This is a genomic window from uncultured Halomonas sp., from assembly GCF_947501415.1.
GTDB lineage: Bacteria > Pseudomonadota > Gammaproteobacteria > Pseudomonadales > Halomonadaceae > Halomonas.
Genome location: NZ_CANMVL010000013.1, coordinates 1 through 23,167, shown reverse-complemented (window position 1 = coordinate 23,167; position 23,167 = coordinate 1). Strand labels below are relative to the sequence as shown.

21 protein-coding genes are annotated in these 23,167 nt (G+C 66.4%); 12 read left to right on the top strand and 9 right to left on the bottom strand.

Translation table 11 applies throughout. The features are described from left to right. Positions 1-5 precede the first annotated feature (5 nt). The 8 genes from dgoD to Q0894_RS10510 form a co-directional block, all read right to left on the bottom strand. Positions 6-1,154, bottom strand: coding sequence for a galactonate dehydratase (gene dgoD / locus Q0894_RS10545; RefSeq protein ID WP_299234898.1), 1,149 nt, complete (start codon positions 1,152-1,154; stop codon positions 6-8). Then, positions 1,151-1,960, bottom strand: a complete 810-nt coding sequence (locus Q0894_RS10540; protein WP_299234895.1) for an FCD domain-containing protein — start codon at positions 1,958-1,960, stop codon at positions 1,151-1,153. Before Q0894_RS10540 ends, dgoD begins: the two co-directional genes overlap by 4 nt. A gap of 164 nt (positions 1,961-2,124) precedes the next feature. Continuing rightward, a complete protein-coding gene (locus tag Q0894_RS10535) occupies positions 2,125-3,120 on the bottom strand; it encodes a Gfo/Idh/MocA family oxidoreductase (RefSeq protein ID WP_299234892.1) in 996 nt (331 codons plus the stop codon). Positions 3,121-3,284: 164 nt separating this feature from the next. Next, positions 3,285-4,958, bottom strand: coding sequence for a glucose-6-phosphate isomerase (gene pgi, locus Q0894_RS10530; protein WP_299234889.1), 1,674 nt, complete (start codon positions 4,956-4,958; stop codon positions 3,285-3,287). 153 nt (positions 4,959-5,111) lie between these two features. Then, the gene (locus Q0894_RS10525) at positions 5,112-6,212 is read right to left on the bottom strand and encodes a D-hexose-6-phosphate mutarotase (protein ID WP_299234886.1); all 1,101 of its coding nucleotides are present in this window, start codon (positions 6,210-6,212) and stop codon (positions 5,112-5,114) included. A gap of 21 nt (positions 6,213-6,233) precedes the next feature. Next, entirely contained in the window at positions 6,234-7,199 is a 966-nt protein-coding gene (glk, locus tag Q0894_RS10520; RefSeq protein WP_299234883.1) for a glucokinase, read from the bottom strand. An 11-nt stretch (positions 7,200-7,210) separates the two neighbouring features. After that, positions 7,211-9,097 (bottom strand): phosphogluconate dehydratase, encoded by a 1,887-nt coding sequence (gene edd / locus Q0894_RS10515; RefSeq protein WP_299234880.1) that lies wholly within the window; start codon positions 9,095-9,097, stop codon positions 7,211-7,213. Positions 9,098-9,259: 162 nt separating this feature from the next. Further along, on the bottom strand, positions 9,260-10,657 hold the full coding sequence (locus Q0894_RS10510; RefSeq protein WP_299234877.1) for a coniferyl aldehyde dehydrogenase: 1,398 nt from the start codon (positions 10,655-10,657) through the stop codon (positions 9,260-9,262). Between the two features lie 116 nt (positions 10,658-10,773). Between Q0894_RS10510 and Q0894_RS10505 the strand changes: the two genes are divergently transcribed. From Q0894_RS10505 to lpxL, 12 genes are all read left to right on the top strand, one after another. Further along, positions 10,774-11,937, top strand: a complete 1,164-nt coding sequence (locus Q0894_RS10505) for a GNAT family N-acetyltransferase (RefSeq protein ID WP_299234875.1) — start codon at positions 10,774-10,776, stop codon at positions 11,935-11,937. 46 nt (positions 11,938-11,983) lie between these two features. Beyond that, positions 11,984-12,319, top strand: a complete 336-nt coding sequence (gene ftsB / locus Q0894_RS10500; RefSeq protein ID WP_132043042.1) for a cell division protein FtsB — start codon at positions 11,984-11,986, stop codon at positions 12,317-12,319. Further along, the gene (gene ispD / locus Q0894_RS10495; RefSeq protein ID WP_299234869.1) at positions 12,316-13,050 is read left to right on the top strand and encodes a 2-C-methyl-D-erythritol 4-phosphate cytidylyltransferase; all 735 of its coding nucleotides are present in this window, start codon (positions 12,316-12,318) and stop codon (positions 13,048-13,050) included. The genes ftsB and ispD overlap by 4 nt, the downstream gene beginning before the upstream one ends. Continuing rightward, positions 13,050-13,571 (top strand): 2-C-methyl-D-erythritol 2,4-cyclodiphosphate synthase, encoded by a 522-nt coding sequence (gene ispF, locus Q0894_RS10490; RefSeq protein WP_299235223.1) that lies wholly within the window; start codon positions 13,050-13,052, stop codon positions 13,569-13,571. The genes ispD and ispF overlap by 1 nt, the downstream gene beginning before the upstream one ends. Then, positions 13,564-14,640, top strand: a complete 1,077-nt coding sequence (gene truD / locus Q0894_RS10485) for a tRNA pseudouridine(13) synthase TruD (RefSeq protein ID WP_299234866.1) — start codon at positions 13,564-13,566, stop codon at positions 14,638-14,640. Before ispF ends, truD begins: the two co-directional genes overlap by 8 nt. Positions 14,641-14,666: 26 nt before the next feature. Continuing rightward, a complete protein-coding gene (gene surE / locus Q0894_RS10480; protein WP_299235220.1) occupies positions 14,667-15,413 on the top strand; it encodes a 5'/3'-nucleotidase SurE in 747 nt (248 codons plus the stop codon). After that, positions 15,400-16,080 carry a protein-L-isoaspartate(D-aspartate) O-methyltransferase gene (locus tag Q0894_RS10475; protein WP_299234863.1) on the top strand — a complete coding sequence of 227 codons (681 nt, stop codon included), beginning with the start codon at positions 15,400-15,402 and terminating at the stop codon, positions 16,078-16,080. The genes surE and Q0894_RS10475 overlap by 14 nt, the downstream gene beginning before the upstream one ends. A 52-nt stretch (positions 16,081-16,132) precedes the next feature. Beyond that, positions 16,133-17,170 carry a DUF368 domain-containing protein gene (locus Q0894_RS10470; RefSeq protein WP_299235217.1) on the top strand — a complete coding sequence of 346 codons (1,038 nt, stop codon included), beginning with the start codon at positions 16,133-16,135 and terminating at the stop codon, positions 17,168-17,170. Further along, positions 17,170-18,336, top strand: a complete 1,167-nt coding sequence (locus tag Q0894_RS10465; RefSeq protein WP_299234861.1) for a peptidoglycan DD-metalloendopeptidase family protein — start codon at positions 17,170-17,172, stop codon at positions 18,334-18,336. The genes Q0894_RS10470 and Q0894_RS10465 overlap by 1 nt, the downstream gene beginning before the upstream one ends. 107 nt (positions 18,337-18,443) lie before the next feature. Beyond that, positions 18,444-19,427, top strand: coding sequence for an RNA polymerase sigma factor RpoS (rpoS, locus tag Q0894_RS10460; protein ID WP_299234859.1), 984 nt, complete (start codon positions 18,444-18,446; stop codon positions 19,425-19,427). Positions 19,428-19,582: 155 nt separating this feature from the next. Continuing rightward, positions 19,583-20,686: an alanine racemase gene (gene alr / locus Q0894_RS10455; RefSeq protein ID WP_299234856.1), complete on the top strand. Its 1,104-nt coding sequence runs from the start codon at positions 19,583-19,585 to the stop codon at positions 20,684-20,686. A 20-nt stretch (positions 20,687-20,706) separates the two neighbouring features. Next, on the top strand, positions 20,707-21,624 hold the full coding sequence (gene lpxL, locus Q0894_RS10450; RefSeq protein WP_299234853.1) for an LpxL/LpxP family Kdo(2)-lipid IV(A) lauroyl/palmitoleoyl acyltransferase: 918 nt from the start codon (positions 20,707-20,709) through the stop codon (positions 21,622-21,624). Here the strand turns inward: lpxL and Q0894_RS10445 are convergent. Beyond that, positions 21,618-22,973 carry a DUF2254 domain-containing protein gene (locus Q0894_RS10445; RefSeq protein ID WP_299234850.1) on the bottom strand — a complete coding sequence of 452 codons (1,356 nt, stop codon included), beginning with the start codon at positions 22,971-22,973 and terminating at the stop codon, positions 21,618-21,620. The two genes, lpxL and Q0894_RS10445, sit on opposite strands and share 7 nt — an antisense overlap. Positions 22,974-23,167: the final 194 nt, after the last annotated feature.

Sequence of the window (23,167 nt, the reverse complement as noted above, 5' to 3'; positions counted from 1 at the left end):
GTTCCCTACCATTCGGCGATGGAGCCGTCTTCGTGAGTCCATACCGGGTTGCGCCAGCGATGGCCGACCTTCGCGCGCTCCTCGACGAAGGCCTCGTCGATCTCCACGCCGAGCCCCGGCCCCTGAGGAATGGCACAGAAGCCCTCCTCGATGGACAGCGCCGACTTGTCGACCAGGTAGTCGAGTACATCGTTGTCGCGGTTGTAATGGATGCCCATGCTCTGCTCCTGGATGAAGGCGTTGTGACACACCGCATCGAGCTGCAGGGAGGCGGCCAGGGTCAGCGGGCCGAGCGGGCAGTGCGGGGCCAGCGCGACATCATGGGCGGAGGCCATGGAGGCAATCTTGAGCCCCTCGCTGATGCCACCGCAGTGGGAGAGGTCGGGCTGGATGATATCGATCATGCCATCGGCGAGCAGGTCGCGGAACTCGAAGCGGGTGTGCAGCCGCTCGCCGGTCGCCAGGGGATATCCCAGGCCACCGGCAATCTGCTTGAGGCAGGGCAGGTGCTCGGGGGCCACCGGTTCCTCGACGAACATCGGATGGAAGGGCTCCAGCTCACGCAGCAGCGCCTTGGCCATGGGCCGGTGGACCCGGCCATGGAAGTCGATGCCGATGCCCACGTCGGGGCCCACGGCGTCGCGGGCCTCTGCCACGCGTGCCACCGCTTCGTCGACCTTGCGGTGGGAGTCGACGATGGCGAGCTCCGCGGTACCGTTCATCTTGAAGGCGGTAAAGCCCTGTTCGACCAGGGCACGGGCCCCGGCGCCCACGTCACTCGGACGGTCGCCGCCCGTCCAGGCGTACATGCGCATGCGGTCGCGCACCGCGCCGCCCAGCAGCTGGTGCACCGGCACCCCCAGGTCGCGGCCCTTGAGGTCCCAGAGCGCCTGGTCGATGCCGGCGATGGCACTCATCAGGATCGGCCCGCCACGGTAGAAGCCGGCGCGATACAGTGTGTTCCACAGGTGTTCGATGCGGTGCGGGTCCTGGCCGACCAGATAGTCGGCGAGCTCGTGGACGGCGGCCTCCACGGTGGCGGCGCGGCCTTCGATGACCGGCTCGCCCCAGCCGTAGCACCCTTCATCGGTTTCGATCTTGAGGAACAGCCAGCGCGGGGGGACCTGCCAGGTCTTGAGTCGGGTGATCTTCATGGGGAGTCCTCGGGAGTGGGATGGGAGTGAGAGGGAGTGGGCACGATGGCCAGGTCGATGGCGGTACGCCGGAGCACCTCGCGGGCGGCACTCTCGGCGGCGGCGCCATCACGACGAGTGATGGCCTCCAGCACGCGGCCGTGGCGGGCCAGGCTGTCATCGAGACCTTCGTGCTCACCGGAGACCCGTGCCTGGGAGCTCTGGATCAGGGCAATGATCGAGGGGCGCAGCAGGTGGCCCATCTGGCGCCAGACCAGGTTGTGGCTGGCGCGATAGATGGCGTCGTGGAAGGCCACATCGTGTTCGGCATGAAGGTCGCGGGCGGCGGGCTTGTCGGCGGTGGCACACATCCCCTGGTAGGCGGCCTCCAGACGGTCGAGATCCGCCGGCTCTGCGGCATCGGCGGCGAGCCGGGCGACGACCGGTTCCGCTGAGTAGCGGAAGGCGTAGATCTCGCGAATCAGGGAGGCGTCGAGACTCTCGATGCCGGTCATCCAGTCGCTGACGAGCGGGTCGAGCAGGTGCCAGTCATCGACCATGCGCACCACACTGCCGCGGCCGGCGGTGCGCTCGATCAGCCCGGTGGCGGTGAGACTGGCCAGGGCGTTGCGAACCTGATTGCGACTCACCGCGAAGTGATGGCAAAGGTCCATCTCCTTGGGGAAGTCATCGCCGGGTCGCCAGCGGCCGGCGAACAGCGCCCGGGCCAGCAGGCGAGCCAAGGCTTCGGCGCCCCCTTGGTGGGGGGGGAGGTTACTCAGGGAGGTCGTGCGGGTCTCGGTCGAGGGGGCTGCCTTGTCGGACATGGCATCGCTCCAGCATGGGCAATGCGCTTAGATTAATAAATGTCTGACATTTTAACAAGCCGTCAGGGCAGTCGGCCGGCACCAGGCATGTCAAGGCGTGGTAGAGGCCGCAACAGCCTGGTTCGGTGCCGGTGGTTGGTCGGGGGGCTAGGGGAGGTGTCGGCCTATGCGCGAAGGCGAATCGTGCACTCCTGATGCAGCGATTCCCGGCAGGCCGCCAGTAGCCGCGCCTGATCGGCGAGTTCGGCGGGGGCATCCGGAGCAGGGCCTTCGCCCAGGGCCCAGGCGGAGAAGGCCTCGACCTGAGCCGGATACTGATCGCCGTAGACCGGCTCGCGGCGGGTGCGGCCCCGTTCGTCGGTGATGACGATCTCGCCCACGCCGCCCTGCTTGTCGGGGCGGAAGGCAGTGGGAAGCAGCAGGCTGCCGTGGCTGCCGATCACCTCGTAGCGGTTGAGCATGGTCTGTTCGAAGCTGGCGCCGAACTCTGCCAGCCGGCCGTCGGCATAGCGCAGCACGCCGTTTACGCTGGTGTCCACGCCGAGCGCCTCGGGTACCCGGCCCACCACCGTGACCGACTCGGGCATGCCGAGCAGGCGGCGAATCACATCCAGTGGATAGCAGCCGACGTCGTGGAGGCTGCCGCCGGCGGCATCGACGGAGAGGCGGATATTGTCGCTGTCCAGGGCCAGGGGGAAGGAGAAGAGTCCGCGCACCTGGCGGACGTCACCGATCTCGCCACGCTCGATAAGCTCCCGGGCCCTGAGATGCTGGGGGTGATGGCGATACATGTAGCCCTCCATCAGCGCCACCCCGGCCCTGTCGCAGGCCTCCTGCATGGCGCGTGCCTCCTCGGCGTCGAGGGCGGCGGGCTTCTCGCACAGCACATGCTTGCCGTGACGTGCCGCCTCGCACACCCAGCGAGCATGGAGGTGATTGGGCAGTGGTATATAGACCGCTTCCACATCCGGGTCTTCCAGCAGCTGGCGGAACCCCTCGTGGGCCCGGGGGATGCCGTATTCCGCGGCCACATCACCGGCCTTGCCGCTTTCGCTGGCGATGGCGGTTAGGCGCGCATTGGGCGCGGCCTGGATGGCCGGGATCATCGCCTTGCGGGCGATGCCGGCGGTGCTCAGTATGCCCCACTGTAGCTGGCGCATGTCGGCATCTCCTTGCTGGGGTAGAGGCCTGGCAGGCAGGCCTGTCTGCTTGGTGCGCTTGTCCCGGCTCACCCGTCGGAACGTTTGGCCGCTTGTCGATTGGCTAGCAGGGAACATGCCTCACCGGCCATCGTGGGTCCAGAGGCGTAACCATCAAGATGGTGTCAGCGGCTGGGTGCTCGGCTGCTGGCCTTGCCCTTTGCACCCTTGCCGGGCCTGGGTGCCGCGGGTTCTGGTGTCGCGCTGGCGTGACCGGGAAAGTGCTCCCTGACCCGCATGAGCAGGCCCTGGGTGGAGGCGTCGAAGTCCTGGCTCTGGGCGTCGAGGCGACTGCTGATCTCTCCGGCGATGCGCTTGCCGAGCTGCACGCCCCACTGGTCGAAGGAGTTGATGTTCCAGATCACCCCCTGAACGAACACCTTGTGCTCGTAGAGCGCGATCAGAGCACCGAGGTTCCTGGGCGTCAGTTCGTCGAGCAGCAGGGTGCTGGAGGGTCGGTTGCCCGGGCAACTGTAGGGATCGAGCTCTCCACCCTTGGCGCTGCCCTCCATGAAGGCATTGGCCTGGGCCAGCATGTTGGTGAGCAGGGCGAAGTGGTGGTCCTCCACCCCCGGCTCCGGCTTCAGGCTGGCGATGAAGTCGATGGGAACATAGCGGGTGCCCTGGTGGAGCAGCTGGAAGAAGGCGTGCTGGCCGTTGGAGCCGGTCTGGCCCCAGACGATCGGTCCGGTCTTGTAGTCCACCGGCTGACCGAAGATGTCCACCGACTTGCCGTTGGACTCCATGTCGAGCTGCTGAAGGAAGGCCGGCAGCTGATGCAGGGCCTGGTCGTAGGGCACGATGGCCTGGGTCTCGGCGCCGTGGAAGTTGATATACCAGATGCCGATCAGGGCCATCAGCACCGGCATGTTGGCGGCATTGGGCGCGGTCAGGAAGTGCTGATCCATCTCGTAGGCGCCCTCGAGCATCGCCATGAACCCCTCGAAGCCCACCGCCAGGGCGATCGGCAGGCCGATCGATGACCACATCGAGTAGCGACCCCCGACCCAGGCCCAGAACTCGAAGATGTTCTCCTCGCGAATGCCGAAGTCCATCGCCGCGCGCTTGTTGGTGGAGGCGGCGACGAAGTGGGCGCCGACGTCGGCGCCCTCGCCGGCGTTATCGACGAACCAGCGCCGCGCGGTCTTGGCGTTGAGCAGTGTCTCCTGGGTGGAAAAGGTCTTGGTGGAGACGATGAACAGGGTGGTGGCAGGGTCGAGGCGACGCAGCACCTTCTGGATATGCGTGCCGTCGACATTTGAGACGAAGTGGAAGTTGAGGTCGCCCTGACGATACTTGAGCAGTGCCCGGCACGCCATGTTGGGGCCCAGGTCCGAGCCGCCGATGCCGATATTGACCACATCCTTGATGCGCTGGCCATCGTAGCCCTTCCACTCGCCGCTGCGCACCGCTTCGGAGAAGCGCTGGATCTGCTCCCGGGTGCGCTGGATCTCGGGCATCACATCCTGGCCGTCGACCATCAGCGGGCCTTCGCCAAGGTTGCGCAGGGCGGTATGCAGCACCGGACGGTTCTCGGTGACGTTGATGATGTCGCCGGAGAACATCTGGGCACGACGCTGGACCAGTGCCGAGTGGTCGGCGAGCTCGAGCAGGGTGTCGAGCACGGCCGGGGAGATATGGTGCTTCGAGTAGTCGAGAAACAGCCCCCCGACGCGCAGGCTCATCTTGTCATAGCGCTGGGGGTCGGCGGCGAAGTAGTCGCTAATGCGGTCGTGGCGAGTCTGGTCATGCAGCCGGGTGAGGGCTTGCCAGGTGACGCTGCGGGTAAGCTGGAACATCGTGGACCTCGTCGGGGTTTTGGGAGGCAGGGGGCAATCGGTGGACCGGCCGGAGACTCGGGAGCCGGACCCGGCAATGCGCATCTCGAATGCGTGGCTAAGCCTTTTGATGGCCCGCCGATGGCGAGCCAGCCACTCACACGCAAGAGGCGCTCAGGCCTCGTCCGCCCGGGACAGGGTGGTACCCAGCAGATGCTGGGCGCCGGGCACCAGCCACACCGGGTCGAGACGGGTGTTGGCGGCCTCCACGCAGAGGAAGTGGCGACCCACCTCGGCCGGTGTATCGGCGGGCAGGGCGTCATCGCCGGGGTGCCAGACCACCGCCGAGTCGCTGCCCTGGCGAGCGATGCGCAGGCGGCGGTTGCCATCGTCGAGGGTGAGCTCGGCATTGCTGTGATAGATGCGATCCAGCGCGCCACGCACGCCGAGTTCGCCCTGCTGCTCCCGCTCGGCGAAGCCGGCCAGCTTGTCGAGATAGCGGGCGCCGGGGAGGCCTTCCAGGCGGCACCCAAAGGCATCGGCCACCGCCAGATAGGTGTGCAGCGCACCGCTCATCTTCACCGGCGTCTCGCCGGTGTGTTCGGTGATGAGCTCCACATGAAGGCGGTTGGCATTGGCCTGGATCACCGCGCGCGGAGTGAGCTGACTATGCAGGCGTGACTCGGGGGAAAGGTGAAGCTCCACGCCCTCTTCATGTTCGTCCACCGCGTCGAGACGCCACGCCGCCTTGCGCGCCGGCCCATGCAGCGGGCCGGAGCGGTCCGCACTCTCGTCGGCGATGTGCTCGTCGGCGAACCAGGGCCAGCAGAGCGGGATGCCGCCGCGGATGGCCCCGGGCGGGTCCTGGGGCGTGGGCGTTACCCATAGCCAGCCGCCGGCCGCCATGCCTTCGGGTGCCTCCGCAGCGTCGGTTGGAAGAGCGCCAGCGGCTCGCGCGGCTTCGGGCGCGTTAGGAAGAGCGCTTGCGGCTCGCGCGGCTTCGGGCGCGTTAGGAAGAGCGTCAGCGGTTCGCGCGGTTTCGGGCGCGTTAGGAAGAGCGCTTGCGGCTCGCGCGGTTTCGGGCGCGTTAGGAAGAGCGCCTGCGGCTTGCGCGGCATCGGGCGCAGGAAAATAGTGCAGCACCTGGGCCCCCTGCAGCGAGACGACAAGCTCGCCCCAGGTTTCGTTGGCCAGCCATATATCGCGGCCATGCCATTCGGCACGACGCTGGCCGTCGGTATCATCGAGCAGGGTTCGCAGACTTGCGGGAATCATCGTTTGACCTCTTCCGTCGAGCTATTCGACTTCTTCATTGTGCAGTGCCTCGGCGGCGCCCAGCAGGCCCGGCCATGGCGCCGTGACGACATGGATCGGGATCGCGGCATTGTAGGCATGCATGCGCCCCTTGTCGGCGAAGGCCTCGCGGAAGCGGCTTTCGGGCAGCCAGTCGAGCAGCCGCGGCAGGATGCCACCGCATAGCGTGACACCGCCGCGGGCGCCCAGGGTGAGTGCCGCATCGCCGCAGACATCGCCGAGGATCTTCAGGAATCGCAGCAGGGTATCACGGGCGATGGGGTCCTCGTCGGCGGCCGCTGTCACCTGGGCCGGCGTGGAGAACGCGGGCGTGGTGCTCTCCAGTGAGCAGTGGGCGAGGTAGAGGTCGAGCAGCCCCTGGCCACAGAGAACGCGCTCCACCGAGACGCGCCCGTAACGGTGATGGAAGTGGCGAAGCAGCTGTCGTTCCCGCTCATCGGTGGGGGCGAAGGTAATGTGGCCTCCCTCACCCGGCAGCGGGATCCAGGCATGGCGACCGGGGAAGAGGGTGGCCACACCGAGGCCGGTGCCAGGGCCGATGACCAGCCGGGCGGCGTGGGGAGTCGCCTGGCCTGGCTGGATCTCGATCAGCTCCTCCTCGGCCACATGGGGCACTCCCAGGGCCTGGGCGGTGAAGTCGTTGATCGTCTTGAAGAGGGTGAGCCCGAGCTCGGCCTGGACCCTGGCGCGCGAGAAGACCCAGGGGTTGTTGGTCATCTTGATGCGGTCGTCATGCACCGGGCAGGCGAAGGCCAGGCACGCCTCTCGTGGTGCCTGAGCGCCGGTGGCACCCACGCGAGCAAGGTAGTCCTGCACCGCTTCCACCAGGCCGGGGTAATCGGCGCAGGGCAGGCTGAGGATATCGTGAGGGGCGACTCCCCCGGGGGTGACCAGCGCGAAACGTGCGTTGGTCCCACCGATGTCACCGATCAGGGCCGGTCGTGTCATCGCAAAGATCCTCAGGCATCCTCATCGTGAATCTGTCCGGCCTGGCGGGCCAGGTCGTCGGCCTCGAAGCCGCCGAAGACCCCGGCTCCCTCCTCGCCGCGCATGGCGAGGTGGCGGAAGCCGGCAAACAGCTCGCGGCCCAGCCCCACATGGTAGTGGTCCAGTGCGGCGACGCGCTGCTCGCGATCGGCCCAGACATGGGCCTCGACCCTGGTCTCGAGAGTGCCGGCATTGGCGTCGAGACGCACGATATCGCCGTCACGCAGCTTCGACAGGGGACCGCCGTCCAGCGCCTCGGGGCTGATATGGATGGCCGCCGGCACCTTGCCGGAGGCGCCGGACATGCGTCCGTCGGTGACCAGCGCCACCTTGTGGCCACGGTCCTGAAGCACGCCGAGATAGGGCGTCAGCTTGTGCAGCTCGGGCATGCCATTGGCCTTGGGTCCCTGGAAGCGCACCACGGCGATGACGTCACGGTCGAGCTCGCCGGCCTCGAAGGCGGCCTTGAGCTCGTTCTGGTCCTCGAAGATCTTCACCGGCGCTTCCACCACACGGTGCTCCTCGGCGACCGCCGAGACCTTGATCACGCCGCGCCCCAGATTGCCGTCGACCACGGTGAGTCCACCGGTAGCGGCGAAGGGCTCCGCCACGCCGCGCAGCACGTCGCGATCGAGACTCGCTGCCGGCCCCTCGCGCCAGACCAGCTTGCCCTCCTCGAGGAAGGGTTCCTGGGTGTAGGCGGTGAGATCGGTACCGAACACCGTGGGGATATCCCCGTGGATCAGGCCGGCCGTGAGCAGTTCGCGGAACAGGAAGCTCATGCCGCCGGCGGCCTGGAAGTGATTGATGTCGGCCTGGCCGTTGGGGTAGACCTGCATCAGGCTCGGGGTCACCGCGGAGAGGTCGGTAAAGTCCTCCCAGGTGAGAGTCAGGCCGGCGGCGGCGGCCATGGCCACGAGGTGCAGGGTGTGATTGGTGGAGCCGCCGGAGGCGAGCAGACCGACGATGGCATTGACGATGGCGCGCTCGTCGATCTGCTTGTAGAAGGGACGGTAGTCGCCGCCGGGTTCGGTGTTGCGGATCGCCTGCTCGGTGGCGAAGCGAGTCAGCGCCTCACGCATCTCGGTGCCGGGATTGACGAAGGAGGTGCCGGGCAGGTGCAGCCCCATCATCTCCATCATCAACTGGTTGGAGTTGGCGGTGCCGTAGAAGGTGCAGGTGCCGGGGCTGTGGTAGGACGCGGACTCGGCCTCCAGCAGCTCCTCGCGGCTCGCCTTGCCCTCGGCGAACAGCTGGCGAATGCGTGCCTTCTCCTTGTTGGGCAGGCCGCTGGGCATGGGGCCGGCGGGGACGAACATGGCCGGCAGGTGGCCGAAGCGTGCCGCGGCGATAAACAGCCCCGGCACGATCTTGTCGCATACACCGAGGTAGAGCGCGGCGTCGAACATGTTGTGGGAAAGGCCCACGGCGGAGGCCATGGCGATCACGTCGCGGGAGAACAGCGACAGTTCCATGCCTGGCTGGCCCTGGGTGACGCCGTCACACATGGCGGGCACGCCGCCGGCGAACTGGGCGGTGGAGCCCATGGCGCGCGCCGCGGCCTTGATGGTCTCGGGGAAGGTCTCCAGCGGCTGATGAGCCGAGAGCATGTCGTTGTAGGCCGAGATGATGCCCAGGTTGGCACTGTTCATCAGTTTCAGGGCGTTCTTGTCTTCGACCCCGCAGGCGGCAAAGCCGTGAGCCAGGTTGCCGCAGGAGAGCTCTCCGCGGTGCACGCCACGCCGGTGCTGGTCGGCCATGCGTGCCTCGTAGAGGGCGCGTCGCTCGGCGGAGCGCTGGCGAATGCGGTCGGTAACGTCGGCGACGGTGGCATTGAGGGTCGGGTTGGAGCTGGCCATGGTGCACCTCGGCAGTGACTGCTTGGTAAGTTTACCAAATAAATGTTCGGTACTCGGGGACATCCTAGCGAATTTTTCGCATAAAATGTAGTTTTATTACCTTGTGTCGTTGGGTGTCATTGTAGCCGTTGGATGTCGTGGCGCGGCTCGACGCTGGGGGCCTCAAAGCCCCAGCAGACGCAATAGCCAGCGCCGGTAGGGGGGATTGAGCCGCCCTACCTGGCTGCGGGGCGACTGGGTGAAGACGGCGCGCGCATGACTGAAGCGCTGGAAGCCCGCCTCGCCGTGATAGGCGCCGCTGCCGCTCTCGCCGACGCCGCCGAAGGGCAGTGCCGGCACGGCGTTGTGCCACAGGGTGTCATTGAATACCACGCCGCCGGAATGGGTCTCTTCGAGCAGGCGTCGACGCAGGGCGGGGTCCTCGGTAAAGGCGTAGAGTGCCAGCGGGCGAGGCTGGCTCTTGATACGCGTGATGGCGGCATCCATGTCACGCACGCCGAGCACCGGTAGCCAGGGGCCGAAGATCTCCTCGTGCATAAGGGTGAGGCTGTCACTCGGGTCGACGATCAGCGTGGGGGGCAGCTTGACACCACCGTCGGGCAGCTCGAGCCTTTCCCCCAGGTCGATCACCCGGCAGCCATGGTCGCGGGCCTCGTCGAGCATCGCCTGGAGGCGCTGACGGTGTGCCGCGCCTGGCACCGCGCTGTAGTCATGGCTAGCGGTGCCCTGAGGGTAGAAGCGTGCTATCTGGCGCTGCATCGCCTTGAGAAATGCCTCGAGTCGCGAGGCATCCACCAGCACGTGATCGGGGGCGATGCAGGTGCGGCCGGCGTTCAGCCACTTGCCGAAGGCGATGCGCTCGGCGGCCCTCTCCAGGTCGGCGTCGGCGGCCACCAGCGCCGGCGTCTTGCCGCCTAGCTCCAGGGTGACCGGCGTCAGGTTGGTTGCCGCGGCACGCGCCACCTCTCGACCGATGTTGGCACTGCCGGTAAACAGCAGGTGGTCGAAGGGGAGGGCGGCGAAGGCCCTGGCCAGGTCGGCATCGCCCTCTGCCACGCAGAGCTCCTCGGGAGCGAAATAACGAGCCGCCAGGCGTGCCATCAGTGCCGAGGTGGCAGGGCTGTGCTCGCTGGGTTTGATCATTACCCGGTTGCCGGCGGCCAGGGCATCGATGGCGGGTAGCCAGGCAAGGTTCCAGGGGTAGTTGGATGGGGCGATGATGCCGACCACACCGAGCGGCTGATAGTGAACCTTCGCTCGGGCCGGCAATAGCCTCCAGCCCACCGGCTGGCGCTCGGGGCGCATCCAGCGACGCAGTCGGCGTCGGGTGAAGCCGGCCGACTGAAGGACGGTGGCCACCTCGGTCAGGCGTGTCTCCATGGCGGCGCGGTGGCCGAAGTCAGTGCTGATCGCAGTGACGATCTCGTCGCGATGGCGGCGGGTCAGGGTGGCCAGGCGCTTCAGCCGGTCGCGCCGGGTGGCGAGGCTCGGGAAGGGCGCTTCCTTGAAGGCACGCCGCTGGCTGTCGAGGAGGGCCTGGAGATCACTGGCATCGCTCATGCTGGAATCCTGTTCGTGGTGATGGAAGGTTGATGGGGGGCTGTGCACAATGGTGGCGCCATCTCGCCGCCAGGGCCAGGGAGGGAGGCGCAACGAACCGTGAAAGGAGTGATCGCATGACAATGCTGAGGCGCCAACCCCTGCCCTCCATGGAGGCGGTGTCCGCCAGAGCCTGGAACGCCCTGATCGGTGATGATCACCCCTTTCTGCGCCATGAGTTCCTGCATGCCCTGGAAGCCAGCGGCTCGGTATGCCCGGCCACCGGATGGGTGCCGCGCCACCAGACCCTGTGGCAGGGCGAAGCGTTGGTCGGCCTCATGCCGCTCTATCACAAGCATCACTCCTTCGGTGAGTACGTCTTCGACTGGGCCTGGGCCGATGCCTGGGAGCGCGCTGGTGGGCGCTACTACCCCAAGGCGCTGACGGCAATTCCCTATACTCCGGCACCCGGTCCGCGCCTGGCGCTGGCGCCGGGTGTTGATCCATGCGAGGCACGTGAGACCCTGGCCAGTGCCTGGGAGGAGGGCGAGCTATCCGGCTGGCACCTGCTGTTCGCCGAGGAGGCGGAGGTGGCCGAGTGGCAGAAGGCTCGGCCGGGGCTGCTGGCGCGGCACGGTGTACAGTTCCAGTGGCAGGATCGTGGCTATGGCGACTTCGAGGGCTTCCTGGCCACCCTGACCTCCAAGCGGCGCAAGGCGATTCGCCGTGAACGGCGGATCGTCGCCGACCAGGCGCTGAGCCTGCATCGTCTGGAGGGCGAGGCAATCGACGCCGCGGCCCTCGAGCACTTCTATCGCTGCTATGAGATCACCTATCTGGAGCGTGGTCGCCATGGCTACCTCAATCTCGACTTCTTTCGGCGCTTGCGTGCCACCATGCCGGAGAACCTGCTGCTAGTGCAGGCGCGTCGCGACGATCGCCCCGTGGCGGCGGCGCTCTACCTGCAGGGTGCACGTACCCTCTTTGGCCGTTACTGGGGCAGCGAGGTGAGCGCCGACTGCCTGCACTTCGAGGCCTGCTACTACCAGGGGATCGAGCACTGCCTGGCTCATGGCCTGACGCGCTTCGACCCCGGTACCCAGGGCGAGCACAAGCTCACCCGGGGATTCGAGCCGCGGCTGCTGACCTCGCTTCACCATATCGCCGATCCACGCTTGCGTGACGCCGTGGCGCGTTTCTGTGCCGAGGAGCGCGAACATGTGCTGGCCTATCGGCGCGCCGCCGAGTCGGCACTGCCGTTTCGCGATGAGGCGAAGATTGACTCTGCCGGCGAGCAATGAAAATGGCATAATGCGCGGCATCGTATCGAGGTGACGGGAAGGCATCATGCTCAAGGGGTTGGCGCTGACGCTGACGATCCTGCTGGCGCTGCTGCAGTATCGACTGTGGCTCGGCCAGGGAGGCGTCATGGAGTTGCGTGAGGTTCGCCAGCGAGTGGCGTCGCTGGAGGCGGCCAACCAGCCGCTGCGCGACCGCAATGCGCGCCTGGCCGCCGAGGTGCTAGACCTCAAGACCGGCCTCGATGCCATCGAGGAGCGGGCACGCAGCGATATCGGCATGGTGCGCACCGACGAGCAGTTCTTCTGGGTGCCCGATGTGGCGGTGGAGGTGGAGCCGGTGGTCAATCCGCTGCCCGCCACTCGCCTGGAGGCGAGCCGATGAGTGCGTCACCCTGGCTGGTGGTGCCTGCGGCGGGGCAGGGACGGCGCATGGGGGCCGACCGTCCCAAGCAGTACCTGACCCTCGATGCTCGCCCGGTGATGGCCCACACCCTGACCCGGCTGCATGCCGCCTTCCCAGGGGCACGACTCTGCCTCTGCCTGGACCCCGACGACGCCTGGTTCGACCCTGTCTGGGTACCCTTCGCCGACTGGCGGCGCGTGGCGGGAGGCGCCGAACGTGCGGACAGCGTGGCCAATGCCCTGGGGGTCATCGCCGATGAGGCGCGTGATGATGACCTGGTGCTGGTCCATGATGTGGCGCGCCCCTGTGTCGACGTCGAGGACCTGCGGCGGCTGATGCAGGTGCTTGCCGATGATGCGGTGGGCGGGCTGCTGGCTGCCCCCGTGGCGGATACCATGAAGCGCGATGATGGCGCCGGCCGGGTCGCCCTTACCGAGCCCCGTGCGGGCCTCTGGCATGCCCTGACCCCTCAGGGCTTTCGCTACGGCCTGTTGAATCAGGCGCTTCGCCAGGCCATGGCGTCCGCCGTCATGGTCACCGACGAGGCCTCGGCGGTGGAAGCTCTGGGGCATGCGCCTCGGCTGGTGCCCGGGCGTCGCGACAACCTCAAGATCACCCATCCCGAGGACCTGGCCCTGGCCGGCATGATCCTGGCGGCCCAGGCCTCGGTGCATAGCGAGACGACGCCGGCAGGCGTTGCGGAGAGATGATGCGAATCGGCCATGGTTTCGATGTCCACCGCTTCGGCGAGGGCGACCACCTGATGATCGGCGGCGTCGCCGTCCCCTTCGAGCGCGGCTTCGTCGCGCATTCCGATGGCGATGTGCTGCTGCATGCCGTCAGCGATGCCCTGTTGGGCGCCTGCGCCCTGGGCGATATCGGCCGCCACTTCCCCGATACCGATCCGGCATGGAAGGGCGCCGACAGTCGCGACCTGTTGCGTCGTGTGGTGGCCCTGGTGCACCAGGCCGGCTATCGGGTCGGTAACCTCGATGCCACGCTGATGGCCCAGGCGCCGAAGATGGCGCCTCACGTCGAGGCTATGGCGGCCAATGTTGCCGCCGACCTCGGCGTCGAACGCGAAGCCGTCAACGTCAAGGCCACCACCACCGAGCGTCTGGGCTTTAGCGGCCGCGGCGAGGGCATCGCCGCCGAGGCGGTGGCGCTGCTCCTGCCGGTCACGCCAGGCGTTTACAATGAGACCACGACGAGCGAGGGCGCCGGTGAGTGATTCGCCGTCACATCATCCGCTCGACGCCCTCGACTGGCCCCCGACCTGGCCGCGGGTGCTTGATGCCGAGTTCGGGTCGCCCCCGGAGGGGGACTATCGAGCCCGCCCCGAGGACTTCCTGGTCGAGGAGACGCTCGACTTTGACCCCGAGGGGGAGGGCGAGCATCTCTGGCTCTATATCGAGAAGCGTGACCTGACCACCGCCATGGCGGTGAAGGAGCTCGCCAGGTTATGCGAGGCCTCGCCGCGGGCAGTGGGCTACTCGGGGATGAAGGACCGGGTCGCGGTGACCCGTCAGTGGTTGTCGGTGCAGCTGCCGGGGCGCGAGGCGCCGGTGGGATTGCGGGAGGACCTGGCCGAGCGTGGCATACGGGTGCTCGAGATGGCACGCCACCCGCGCAAGCTCAAGCGGGGGGTGCATCGCACCAACCGCTTCCGGTTGCGCCTGACTGGCCCGGCGGTGGCCGACGAAGGCCTCGTTCATCGCTGGGAGCGCCTGCTCGAGCGTGGGGTGCCCAACTATTTCGGCCCCCAGCGCTTCGGTCCGGATGGCCGCAACCTGCTGCGTGCGCGTTCGCTGCTGGCCCGTGGCTGGCGCAAGCGCGACGACCGCGATGGCATGCTGCTCTCGTCGGCACGCAGCTTCCTGTTCAACGAGCTGCTCGCCGAGCGCATCCGCGAGGGCAGCTGGGGGCGTCTGTTGCCGGGGGAGGTGGCCAACCTCGATGGCAGTGCCAGCCAGTTCGCCGTCGAGTCGCCGGACGCCGAGCTCGAGGCCCGGGCGGCGCGACTCGATCTGCATCCTAGCGGTGTGCTGTGGGGTGTGGGTGGCTCGCTTGCGAGTGGCGAGGCGCGGCGTCGTGAGGACCAGCTGGTTCAGCGTTTTGCGGGGCTATGCGCGGGACTCGAGGCGGCCGGCGTACGCCTGGGGCGCCGCCCGCTGCGCCTGCGTCTGGCCGAGACACGCCTGGAGCGTGGTGACGGTGAGCTGTGGCTGACCTTTACACTGCCCCGCGGTGCCTTTGCCACCGCGGTACTCAGAGAACTGATCGCGCACCCGACCCTGTGACGGAGGCGCCCATGCAAGGATTCGAGATGCGTCGACTGCTGCTCTCCAACGACGACGGTGTTCACGCCCCGGGGCTGCGCGCCCTGCACGATGCCCTGGTCTCCCATGCCAGGCTGCGGGTGGTGGCGCCGGACCGCGACAAGAGCGGGGCCAGCAACTCGCTGACCCTGTCCCGGCCGCTGTCACTGACGGCCATGGAAAATGGCTTCTACAGCGTCGACGGCACGCCGGCGGACTGTGTCTACCTGGGCGTCAACGGTGTCTGGAACGAGAAGCCCGATCTGGTGATCTCTGGCATCAACCATGGCGGCAACCTGGGAGATGACGTGCTCTACTCAGGCACCGTGGCCGCCGCCATGGAGGGGCGCAACCTGGGCATGGCGGCCATCGCCATGTCGTTGGTGGGGCATCGCCACTTCGACACCGCCGGCAGGGTGGCGGCAAGCCTGGTGGGGGCCGCCGAGCAGCTCTCGTTGCCGCCGCGCAGCCTGCTCAATGTCAACGTGCCCGACCTGCCCTGGGACGAGATCCGCGGCTTTCGGGTTACCCGCCTGGGCTATCGTGGGCCCGCGGGGTCTCCCCAGGAGGTGCGTGACCCGCGTGGCAAGGTGCGCTGGTGGATTGCGCCGCTGAGCAAGAACGCCGACGATGGCCCCGATACCGACTTCGCCGCCGTGGAGGCGGGCTTCGTCTCCATTACCCCGTTGCAGACCGACCTGACTCGGCATGCGGCCATTGCAGATGTAAAAGGCTGGCTGGATGCACTCACCTGATCGTCTGGCCGAGCTGGTGCGTGGTGTGGGCATGACCTCCCAGCGTACCCGCGATCGCATGCTGGAGCGCCTGGCCGCCCAGGGCATCCGTGACACTCGGGTGCTGGAAACCATGGGTCGTGAGCCACGCCACCTGTTTCTCGATGAGGCGCTCTCCCATCGCGCCTACGAGGATACCTCCCTGCCGATCGGCTACGGCCAGACCCTCTCCCAGCCGTGGATGGTGGCGCGGATGACCGAGCTGGTGCTGCAGGCAACGCCGCAACGCGTACTGGAGGTCGGCACCGGATCCGGCTATCAGACGCTGATACTTTCGCGACTGGTACCGGAACTCTGGTCCATCGAGCGAATCAATGCTTTGCAGCGACGTGCCGCCGAGCGGCTGCGCTTGCTGGGGGCGAAGAATGCACACCTGCGCCTGGCCGACGGTGGCCATGGCTGGGAAGAGGCCGCGCCCTTCGATGTGATCCTGCTGACCGCCTGCGCCAGCGAGCTACCGGCCGCACTGCTCTCCCAGCTCGCCGAAGGCGGCGTGCTGATTACCCCGCTGTCCGACGCTCGGGGGCGCCAGTGGCTGACCCTTATCCAGCGCCAGGACGACCAGTTCGAGAAGCGGCGGCTGGAGCCGGTACGCTTCGTGCCGCTGCTCGAAGGCGTCATTCGTTGAAAGGAGTCCGCTGTTGAAGCGATATCTCGCCACCCTCTTGAAGGGCGCCGGCATGGGCGCCGCCGACGCGGTTCCTGGCGTGTCCGGCGGTACCATCGCCTTTATCACCGGGATCTACGAGGAGTTGATCCATACCATCAAGCAGTTCGGCCCCAGTGCCTTCGGGGCGTGGCGGCGTGGCGGGGTGGCTGGCCTGGTGGCCCATCTCAATCTGCCCTTCCTGTTGCCGTTGCTGCTGGGGATCGCCGTTAGCCTGATCAGCGTCGCCCACCTGGCGGTGTGGTTGCTTGAGGACCACCCGCTGCTGCTCAACGGCTTCTTCTTCGGGCTGGTGCTGGCCTCGGCGCTGGTGGTCAGTCGTCATCCGGCCGACTGGCGGTGGTGGCATATCCTGCCGCTGATAGGAGGGCTGCTACTGGCTAACGGACTGCCCTCGCTGATGCCGTTGATAAGCGAGCTGGGCAGCCAGGAGGTGATGCTGCTGGCAGGGGGCGCCATCGCCATCAGTGCCATGATTCTGCCCGGTGTTTCCGGCAGTTTCCTGCTGCTGACCATGGGCCTCTATGGCACCGTGATGGATGGCATCCGTGGCTTCGACCTGGGACTGATCGGACTCTTCGGCATGGGGTGTGCGGTGGGGTTGTTCGCCTTTTCGCGGCTACTCTCCTGGTTTCTCGACCACTACCACACCGCGACCCTGCAGTTGCTGGTGGGCTTTATCGTCGGCTCATTGCCGCTACTCTGGCCATGGCGGGAGCTGGTACGCTACCAGCTGGGTCCGGAGGGGCAGATGATTCCACTGGATTATCGCTACCTGACACCGGGCGATTACGGCCTGCTCACCGGCGATGCCCCTCAGCTGGTGGCGGTGGTGGCGCTGATGCTGGCGGGTGCAGTCGTCGTGCTGCTGCTCGATCACTCGGGGCGACGCAGCGCTGCAGTGCGTGACAATGGCTCACCTGCGACAGGTTCCCAAACAACCAGCGCTCGTGAGGCAAGTTCTCACGGGGCAAGCGCTCGAGAGACCCGTTCTCGAGAGGACAGCTCTCGCAAGACCAGCTCTAAAGACCAACAAGGAGGAAGGCTCTGATGCGTAACGTATTGATGATTTCGGGGCTGGCCCTGGCGCTGGTCGGTTGTGCCAGTCAGCAGGGCGCCCCGAGCCAGGTGCCGGTGCGAGACCTCTCGGCCAGTCGCGCCGAAACGGCGGCCAGCCACTACACAGTGGAGCGGGGGGATACCCTCTATGGCATCGCCTGGCGCCATAACATGGACTACCGCGACCTGGCGCGCCTCAATCGTATAGGCCCTCCCTACGCGATTCAGCCGGGCCAGCGACTGGTCCTCGATGGCGAGGCAGCCGGTGGAAAGCCGTCGGTGCCGCAGGCCGAAGAGACGAGTAACAGTGCCGTGGCGGTGGCCACCCCCCTCGGCGGTGCCCAGGCTGACGCCGGCTCCGATGATATGGAGTGGCTGCTGCCGAGTGGCGAGACCGAAACGGTGTCACGCCGCGACCGGACGAGTGCTGCTCCCGGCGACTCCGAGGGCGTCCAGGCATCGGCATCCAGCGGAGAAAATGATGGCGGGCCGGGGCCGGTCTATTCACCGGATAGCCCCGGCGCCGATGGTAGCCTGAGTGAGCGGGATCTGGCCGAACGTAGCGAGCGGGATGCCGCGAGTGACGCGTCGCAGGGCGCCCCTGCGGCCGAGGAAGCGAACGAGACCCAGGCAGTGGCGGCCACCGAAACCCGCAAGGAACCCGTCACGGAAGAGCCGCTCAGCGAGTCGTCCAGTGAAGAGGCCAGCGGCGCCGATGCCGGTACCGCCGTTGCCGGTGGCACCCAGGCGCGGGAGCGCGGCTCACGTACCTATACTCCCGTCGCCGAGGTGCCGTGGCAGTGGCCCGTGAGCGGTGATGTGGTCGGCCAGTTCGGCGATGGGGGCGCGATTACTGCCGGCATTGATATCGCCGGACAAAAGGGGCAACCTGTCAAGGCGGCTGGGCCCGGGATCGTGGTCTACGCGGGTAGCGGCGTCAGGGGCTATGGCAAGCTGATCCTGCTCAAGCACAACGACCAGTTCCTCAGCGCCTATGCCCATAACGAGACGTTGAAGGTAAGCGAGAATGATGTGGTCGAGGCCGGCGAGGTGATTGCCACCATGGGGGACAGTGATGCCGAGGATGTCAGGCTTCACTTCGAGGTGCGCAAGGATGGACAGCCTCAGGATCCCCTGGACTACCTGCCCTCGCGTTGATGCCGCCGCCCGGTGGGGAAGCCTCACCGGGGTTGTCACACAATAATAATCGGTTTCGCCGATGCTCCAGGGGTCGGCGACGGGACGCTAGCACGGGGTAGCCATCGATGAGCATGCTTGAACGGGACCTTCAGGATGTGGATCTGAACACGCTAGAGGAGAAGGAGCAGGAGATCGTCGATTCCATCGACGAGCCAGAGAGGGATGACGAGGCTGCCTTCGAGAAGGCACTGACTCGCGAAGATCGCTACAGCCATCAGAGCCTCGACGCCACTCAGATCTATCTCAACGAGATCGGCTTCTCGCCGCTGCTCACCCCCGAGGAGGAGGTCTACTACGGCCGCCTGGCCCAGAAGGGCGACCCCATGGGGCGCTCACGCATGATCGAGTCCAACCTGCGGCTGGTGGTGAAGATCGCCAGGCGCTACCTCAATCGCGGCCTCTCGCTGCTCGACCTCATCGAGGAGGGCAATCTCGGGCTGATCCGCGCCGTGGAGAAGTTCGACCCCGAGCGAGGCTTCCGCTTCTCCACCTATGCCACCTGGTGGATCCGTCAGACCATCGAGCGGGCGTTGATGAACCAGACACGCACCATCCGTCTGCCCATCCACGTGGTCAAGGAGCTCAACATCTATCTGCGCGCGGCCCGCGAGCTGACCCAGAAGCTTGATCACGAGGCTACCGCGGAGGAGATCGCCGAGTACCTCGACAAGCCGGTTGAGGCCGTCAAGAAGATGATGGGGCTCAACGAGCGCATCTCGTCGGTGGATTACCCGGTGGGAGGGGACAGCGACAAGCCGTTGATCGAGACGCTCGCCGATGACAGTGATGATGGCCCCGAGTCGAGTCTGCTCGACGGCGACGTCAAGCAGCTCGTGGACGAGTGGCTCTCCGCGCTCAGCGAAAAGCAGCGCGAGGTGGTGGTGCGTCGCTTCGGCCTGCGCGGTCATGAGGCGGCTACCCTCGAGCAGGTGGGCGAGGAGATCGGCTTGACCCGCGAGCGGGTGCGTCAGATTCAGGTCGAGGCCTTGAAGAAGTTACGCCGGCTTCTCGAGAAGCAGGGGCTCAGCCTGGATGCCATCTTTGCCTGATATTCCCATATCAGCAAGAACCTCTAGTTAGCCTGCAAAATTCAGCATGTCGTCGTGAAAGGCCACCATCCATATGGTGGCTTTTTCCGTGATTCCCGCTGCACTTCCGACGATAATTCCAGGCTTGCCCACTATCCATCGTTCAGGAGTTTGCCATGGCCCGGCCGCTGATCGCCGAGATCGACCTCGACGCCCTGCGCCATAACTATCGTCTCGCCTGTGAGTGTTCACCGCACAGCAACAGTGTCGCCGTGATCAAGGCCGATGCCTATGGTCACGGTGCGGTTGCCTGTGCACGAGCCCTCGAGGGCATCGCTCCTGCCTTTGCGGTGGCCTGTATCGAGGAGGGGGTGACGCTGCGCGAGGCGGGTATCACCGCCCCCATCGTGCTGCTCGAGGGCATCTTCAGCGCGGATGAAATAAGCCAGGTGGATGAGCTTGGTCTGTGGATAGCGGTACACAGCGACTGGCAGATCGACGCCCTGCTGGGGCAGCGACTCTCTCGGCCGGTGCCGGTGTGGCTCAAGGTGGACTCCGGCATGCATCGTCTGGGTTTCTCGCCCGAACGTGCACAGGCGGCATGGCAGCGTCTGGCAGCGGCGCCGGAGCAGGCCTGTGACCTCCACCTGATGAGCCACTTCGCTACCGCGGATCTGGTCGACGCCGGCTACTTCAGGCGTCAGCTGAGTCAGCTCGAGGCCCTGGCCGAACGGTTGGGCGCGCCGCTGTGTCTGGCCAACTCGCCGGCGACCCTGGCGCACCCCGAGGCCCATGGTGCCTGGAATCGCCCGGGAGTGATGCTCTATGGCAGTGATCCTCTCGAGCAGCCCAACGCCTTGACCTCCCGGCTGGCGCCGGTGATGACCCTGCGTTCGGCAATCATCGCCGTGCGTGAACTTCCCGCCGGTGAGCCGGTGGGATACGGCGGGCGCTGGGTCACCCCCCGGCCCTCACGCATCGGCGTGGTGGCGGCGGGATACGGCGACGGCTATGACCGCCATGCCGTGGACGGCACCCCGGTGCTGGTCGCGGGCAAGCGCACCGCCATTGCCGGCAAGGTCTCCATGGATATGCTCACCGTGGATATCACCGATATTCCCGAGGCGGATATCGGCAGCGAGGTCGTGTTGTGGGGGCGGGCCGCCAACGGCGAGGTGCTGTCGATGGATGAGGTGGCTCGCCACTGCGATACCATCAGCTACACTCTGCTGACCGGGGTGCTGCCCAGGGTGCCGAGGCGGTATCATGGAGCGTCTTGAAAGCCCGACAGGAACCGAACATGTCCAGGGACGCTCCTGACCGCCCCAACTTCGCTCACCCCCGTTACTGGCCGGTCTGGTTGGCCATTGCCGCCATGCATGTGGCGGCCTGGCTGCCCTGGCGTCTCAAGCTGTGGATCGGCAAGCTGATCGGCCTGACCGCCAGGCGCTTTGCCGGGCGGCGCCGGCATATTACCGAGACCAATCTCAGGCTCTGCTTCCCGGAGCTTGACGATGAAGCGCAGCGGCGCCTGGTCAGGGAGACCTTTATCGCCAACGGCATCGGCCTCATGGAGACCGCAACAGGCTGGTGTCGTGACCCCGAGCACCTGCGTCACCGGGTCGTCTTCAAGGGCCAGGAGCATCGCGCCCGGCTGGAGGCCGAGGGGAGGGGGGCGTTGATCCTCGGGGTGCACTTCTCGACCCTCGATCTGGGTGCCGCCCTGCATTCGCTCTATTTTCGTGCCGACGCCGTGCAGCGGCCCCATGACAACCCGCTCTTCGCCCGCTTCATGGGGCGCGCCCGTGCGCCCTACTTCGATGCGGTGATCGACCGCCACGACCTGCGCGGCGTGGTGCGCCGCATCAAGGCGGGTCACGCGGTCTGGTATTCGCCCGATCAGGACTTTGGCCGGGATGTCAGCGTCTTCGCACCCTTCTTCGGCATCCAGGCGGCCACGGTGAAGATGACGTCACGCATCGCCCGCATGACCGGCGCGCCGGTGATACCGCTGATCTTTCACCGCAACGCCGATAATCGCACCTATACCCTCGAGTACCTGCCGCCACTCAGGGATTTTCCCAGCGATGATGAAGTGGCTGATGCCACCCGCATCAACACCGCGATCGAGGCGGCGATCCGCCAGCACCCCGAACAGTATCTGTGGCTGCACCGGCGTTTCAAGACACGCCCGGAAGGGGAGCCCTCACCCTACTGAGGCGGCCGGTCTGGAGGGAAGCGGGGCAGGGTGTCCGGCAACGAGAGGCGATGGGAGCCGCGATTCAAGTGGTCCGAGACGAAGCGTCGATCCAGTGGGTGGTCCGCCGTCTGGGCGAGCGTTTCCACCACCCGGTCGGCATGGGCCTGCAGTGTCTTGATATCCCGGCGATCGGCGAACTGTGAGAGGGTCTTCAGTGATCTGAGCAGCTCCAGGCCGATGCTCAGGTCCTCTCTGCCGTAGGTAAGGATGGGCTGGAAGAGTCGGAAAACAAGGCTGTCGAACTCCTCTACCTGCCAGGTCACCCGGCAGACGCCGTCCTGGTCGAAGAGTGCGTCACAGGGCCGCCACTCCAGGCGTCGACGCAGCAGGTCGGTGAGGCGATGCAGACACAGTCGAGCGGTGCCGGGGTCGTTGATCCCCGGTGACAGCGCCTTGAGGGCCACCTCCATCAGCTGTGTCATGCCGAACACATAGTGCTCGCTGATCGACTCCCCCTCCATATAGGTCAGCGTAGCGCGTACCTCATCGCACCAGCCCGAGTCGGGCGCCTCCGGGGCTTCAAGCGAGAGGATCGGCATGCCCGCCACCACGTAGTCGCCGAAGTGGAAATGCAGGTGCAGTGTGCCCTCGGCTCGCTCCGCCAGGGTTGCCAGGGTAGTGAGGTCGGCATTCAGCAGATAGCCCGCCTGCCGGGTATGTACGGGGTGATAGGGGGGCTCGGAAGTGATGGGGGGAGTGGAGGTGGAGAGAACCCGCCACTCCTCACCGCTCTGGCAGGTCTGCAGCGCCTGCATCGAGGTAAGGGTGGTTCGGTGCAGGTCGGCCGCCACGGCATCGACCTGGATCGACTGCGAGGCGTTGTGGATGAAGTAGACGAATAGAGCGAGGCAGTGAATGACCATCAGGCAGGCCAGGTAGACCGCCAGTGTCCGCCAGGTCGCGATGCCCTCGGTGACATCGGGAGTCATCAGCAACACTAGGGCAAAGAGAATGGTGCCCAGGTAGTGGCCCAGGACCCACTGATGATGTCGCTCCGAGATCAGCCCGAACACCAGTTTATGGGAGAACTGCCCGCCGGCCTGGGAGAGGACCGACATCACCATGGAGAAGCTGAATACCATCAGCGAGATCATGCCACCGAGCAGGGCGGCGAGCAGCGAACGCGTGCTTTCCGGAGGCTCGATCAGCTTGACCAGCACGGAGGGGAGCTGCTCATCGGAGATCGGCAGGAAGAGCGACACATAGGCCAGCACCGCATAGGCCAGCGCCAGCAGAGAAGGCAGGTAGGCAATACTCTGCCGAAAGGTCTTGAACAGATGGATGGGCCAGTACAGCAAGCGGATCATGGGCGACTCCTCATGCGATGAGTCCTCTTATGGCGTGTCTCGACATCGAGGGCAACCCCTCGCTGTCGCCGGAAGCTGCAGGTGCCAAGCCGTAAACGACAAGAAACCCCACGACCATGAACTGCACCCCGAAAGTTGGACACCCACATCCAACCTTCGGGGTGTTTTTATGAGTAACCGATACGACGAGTGGT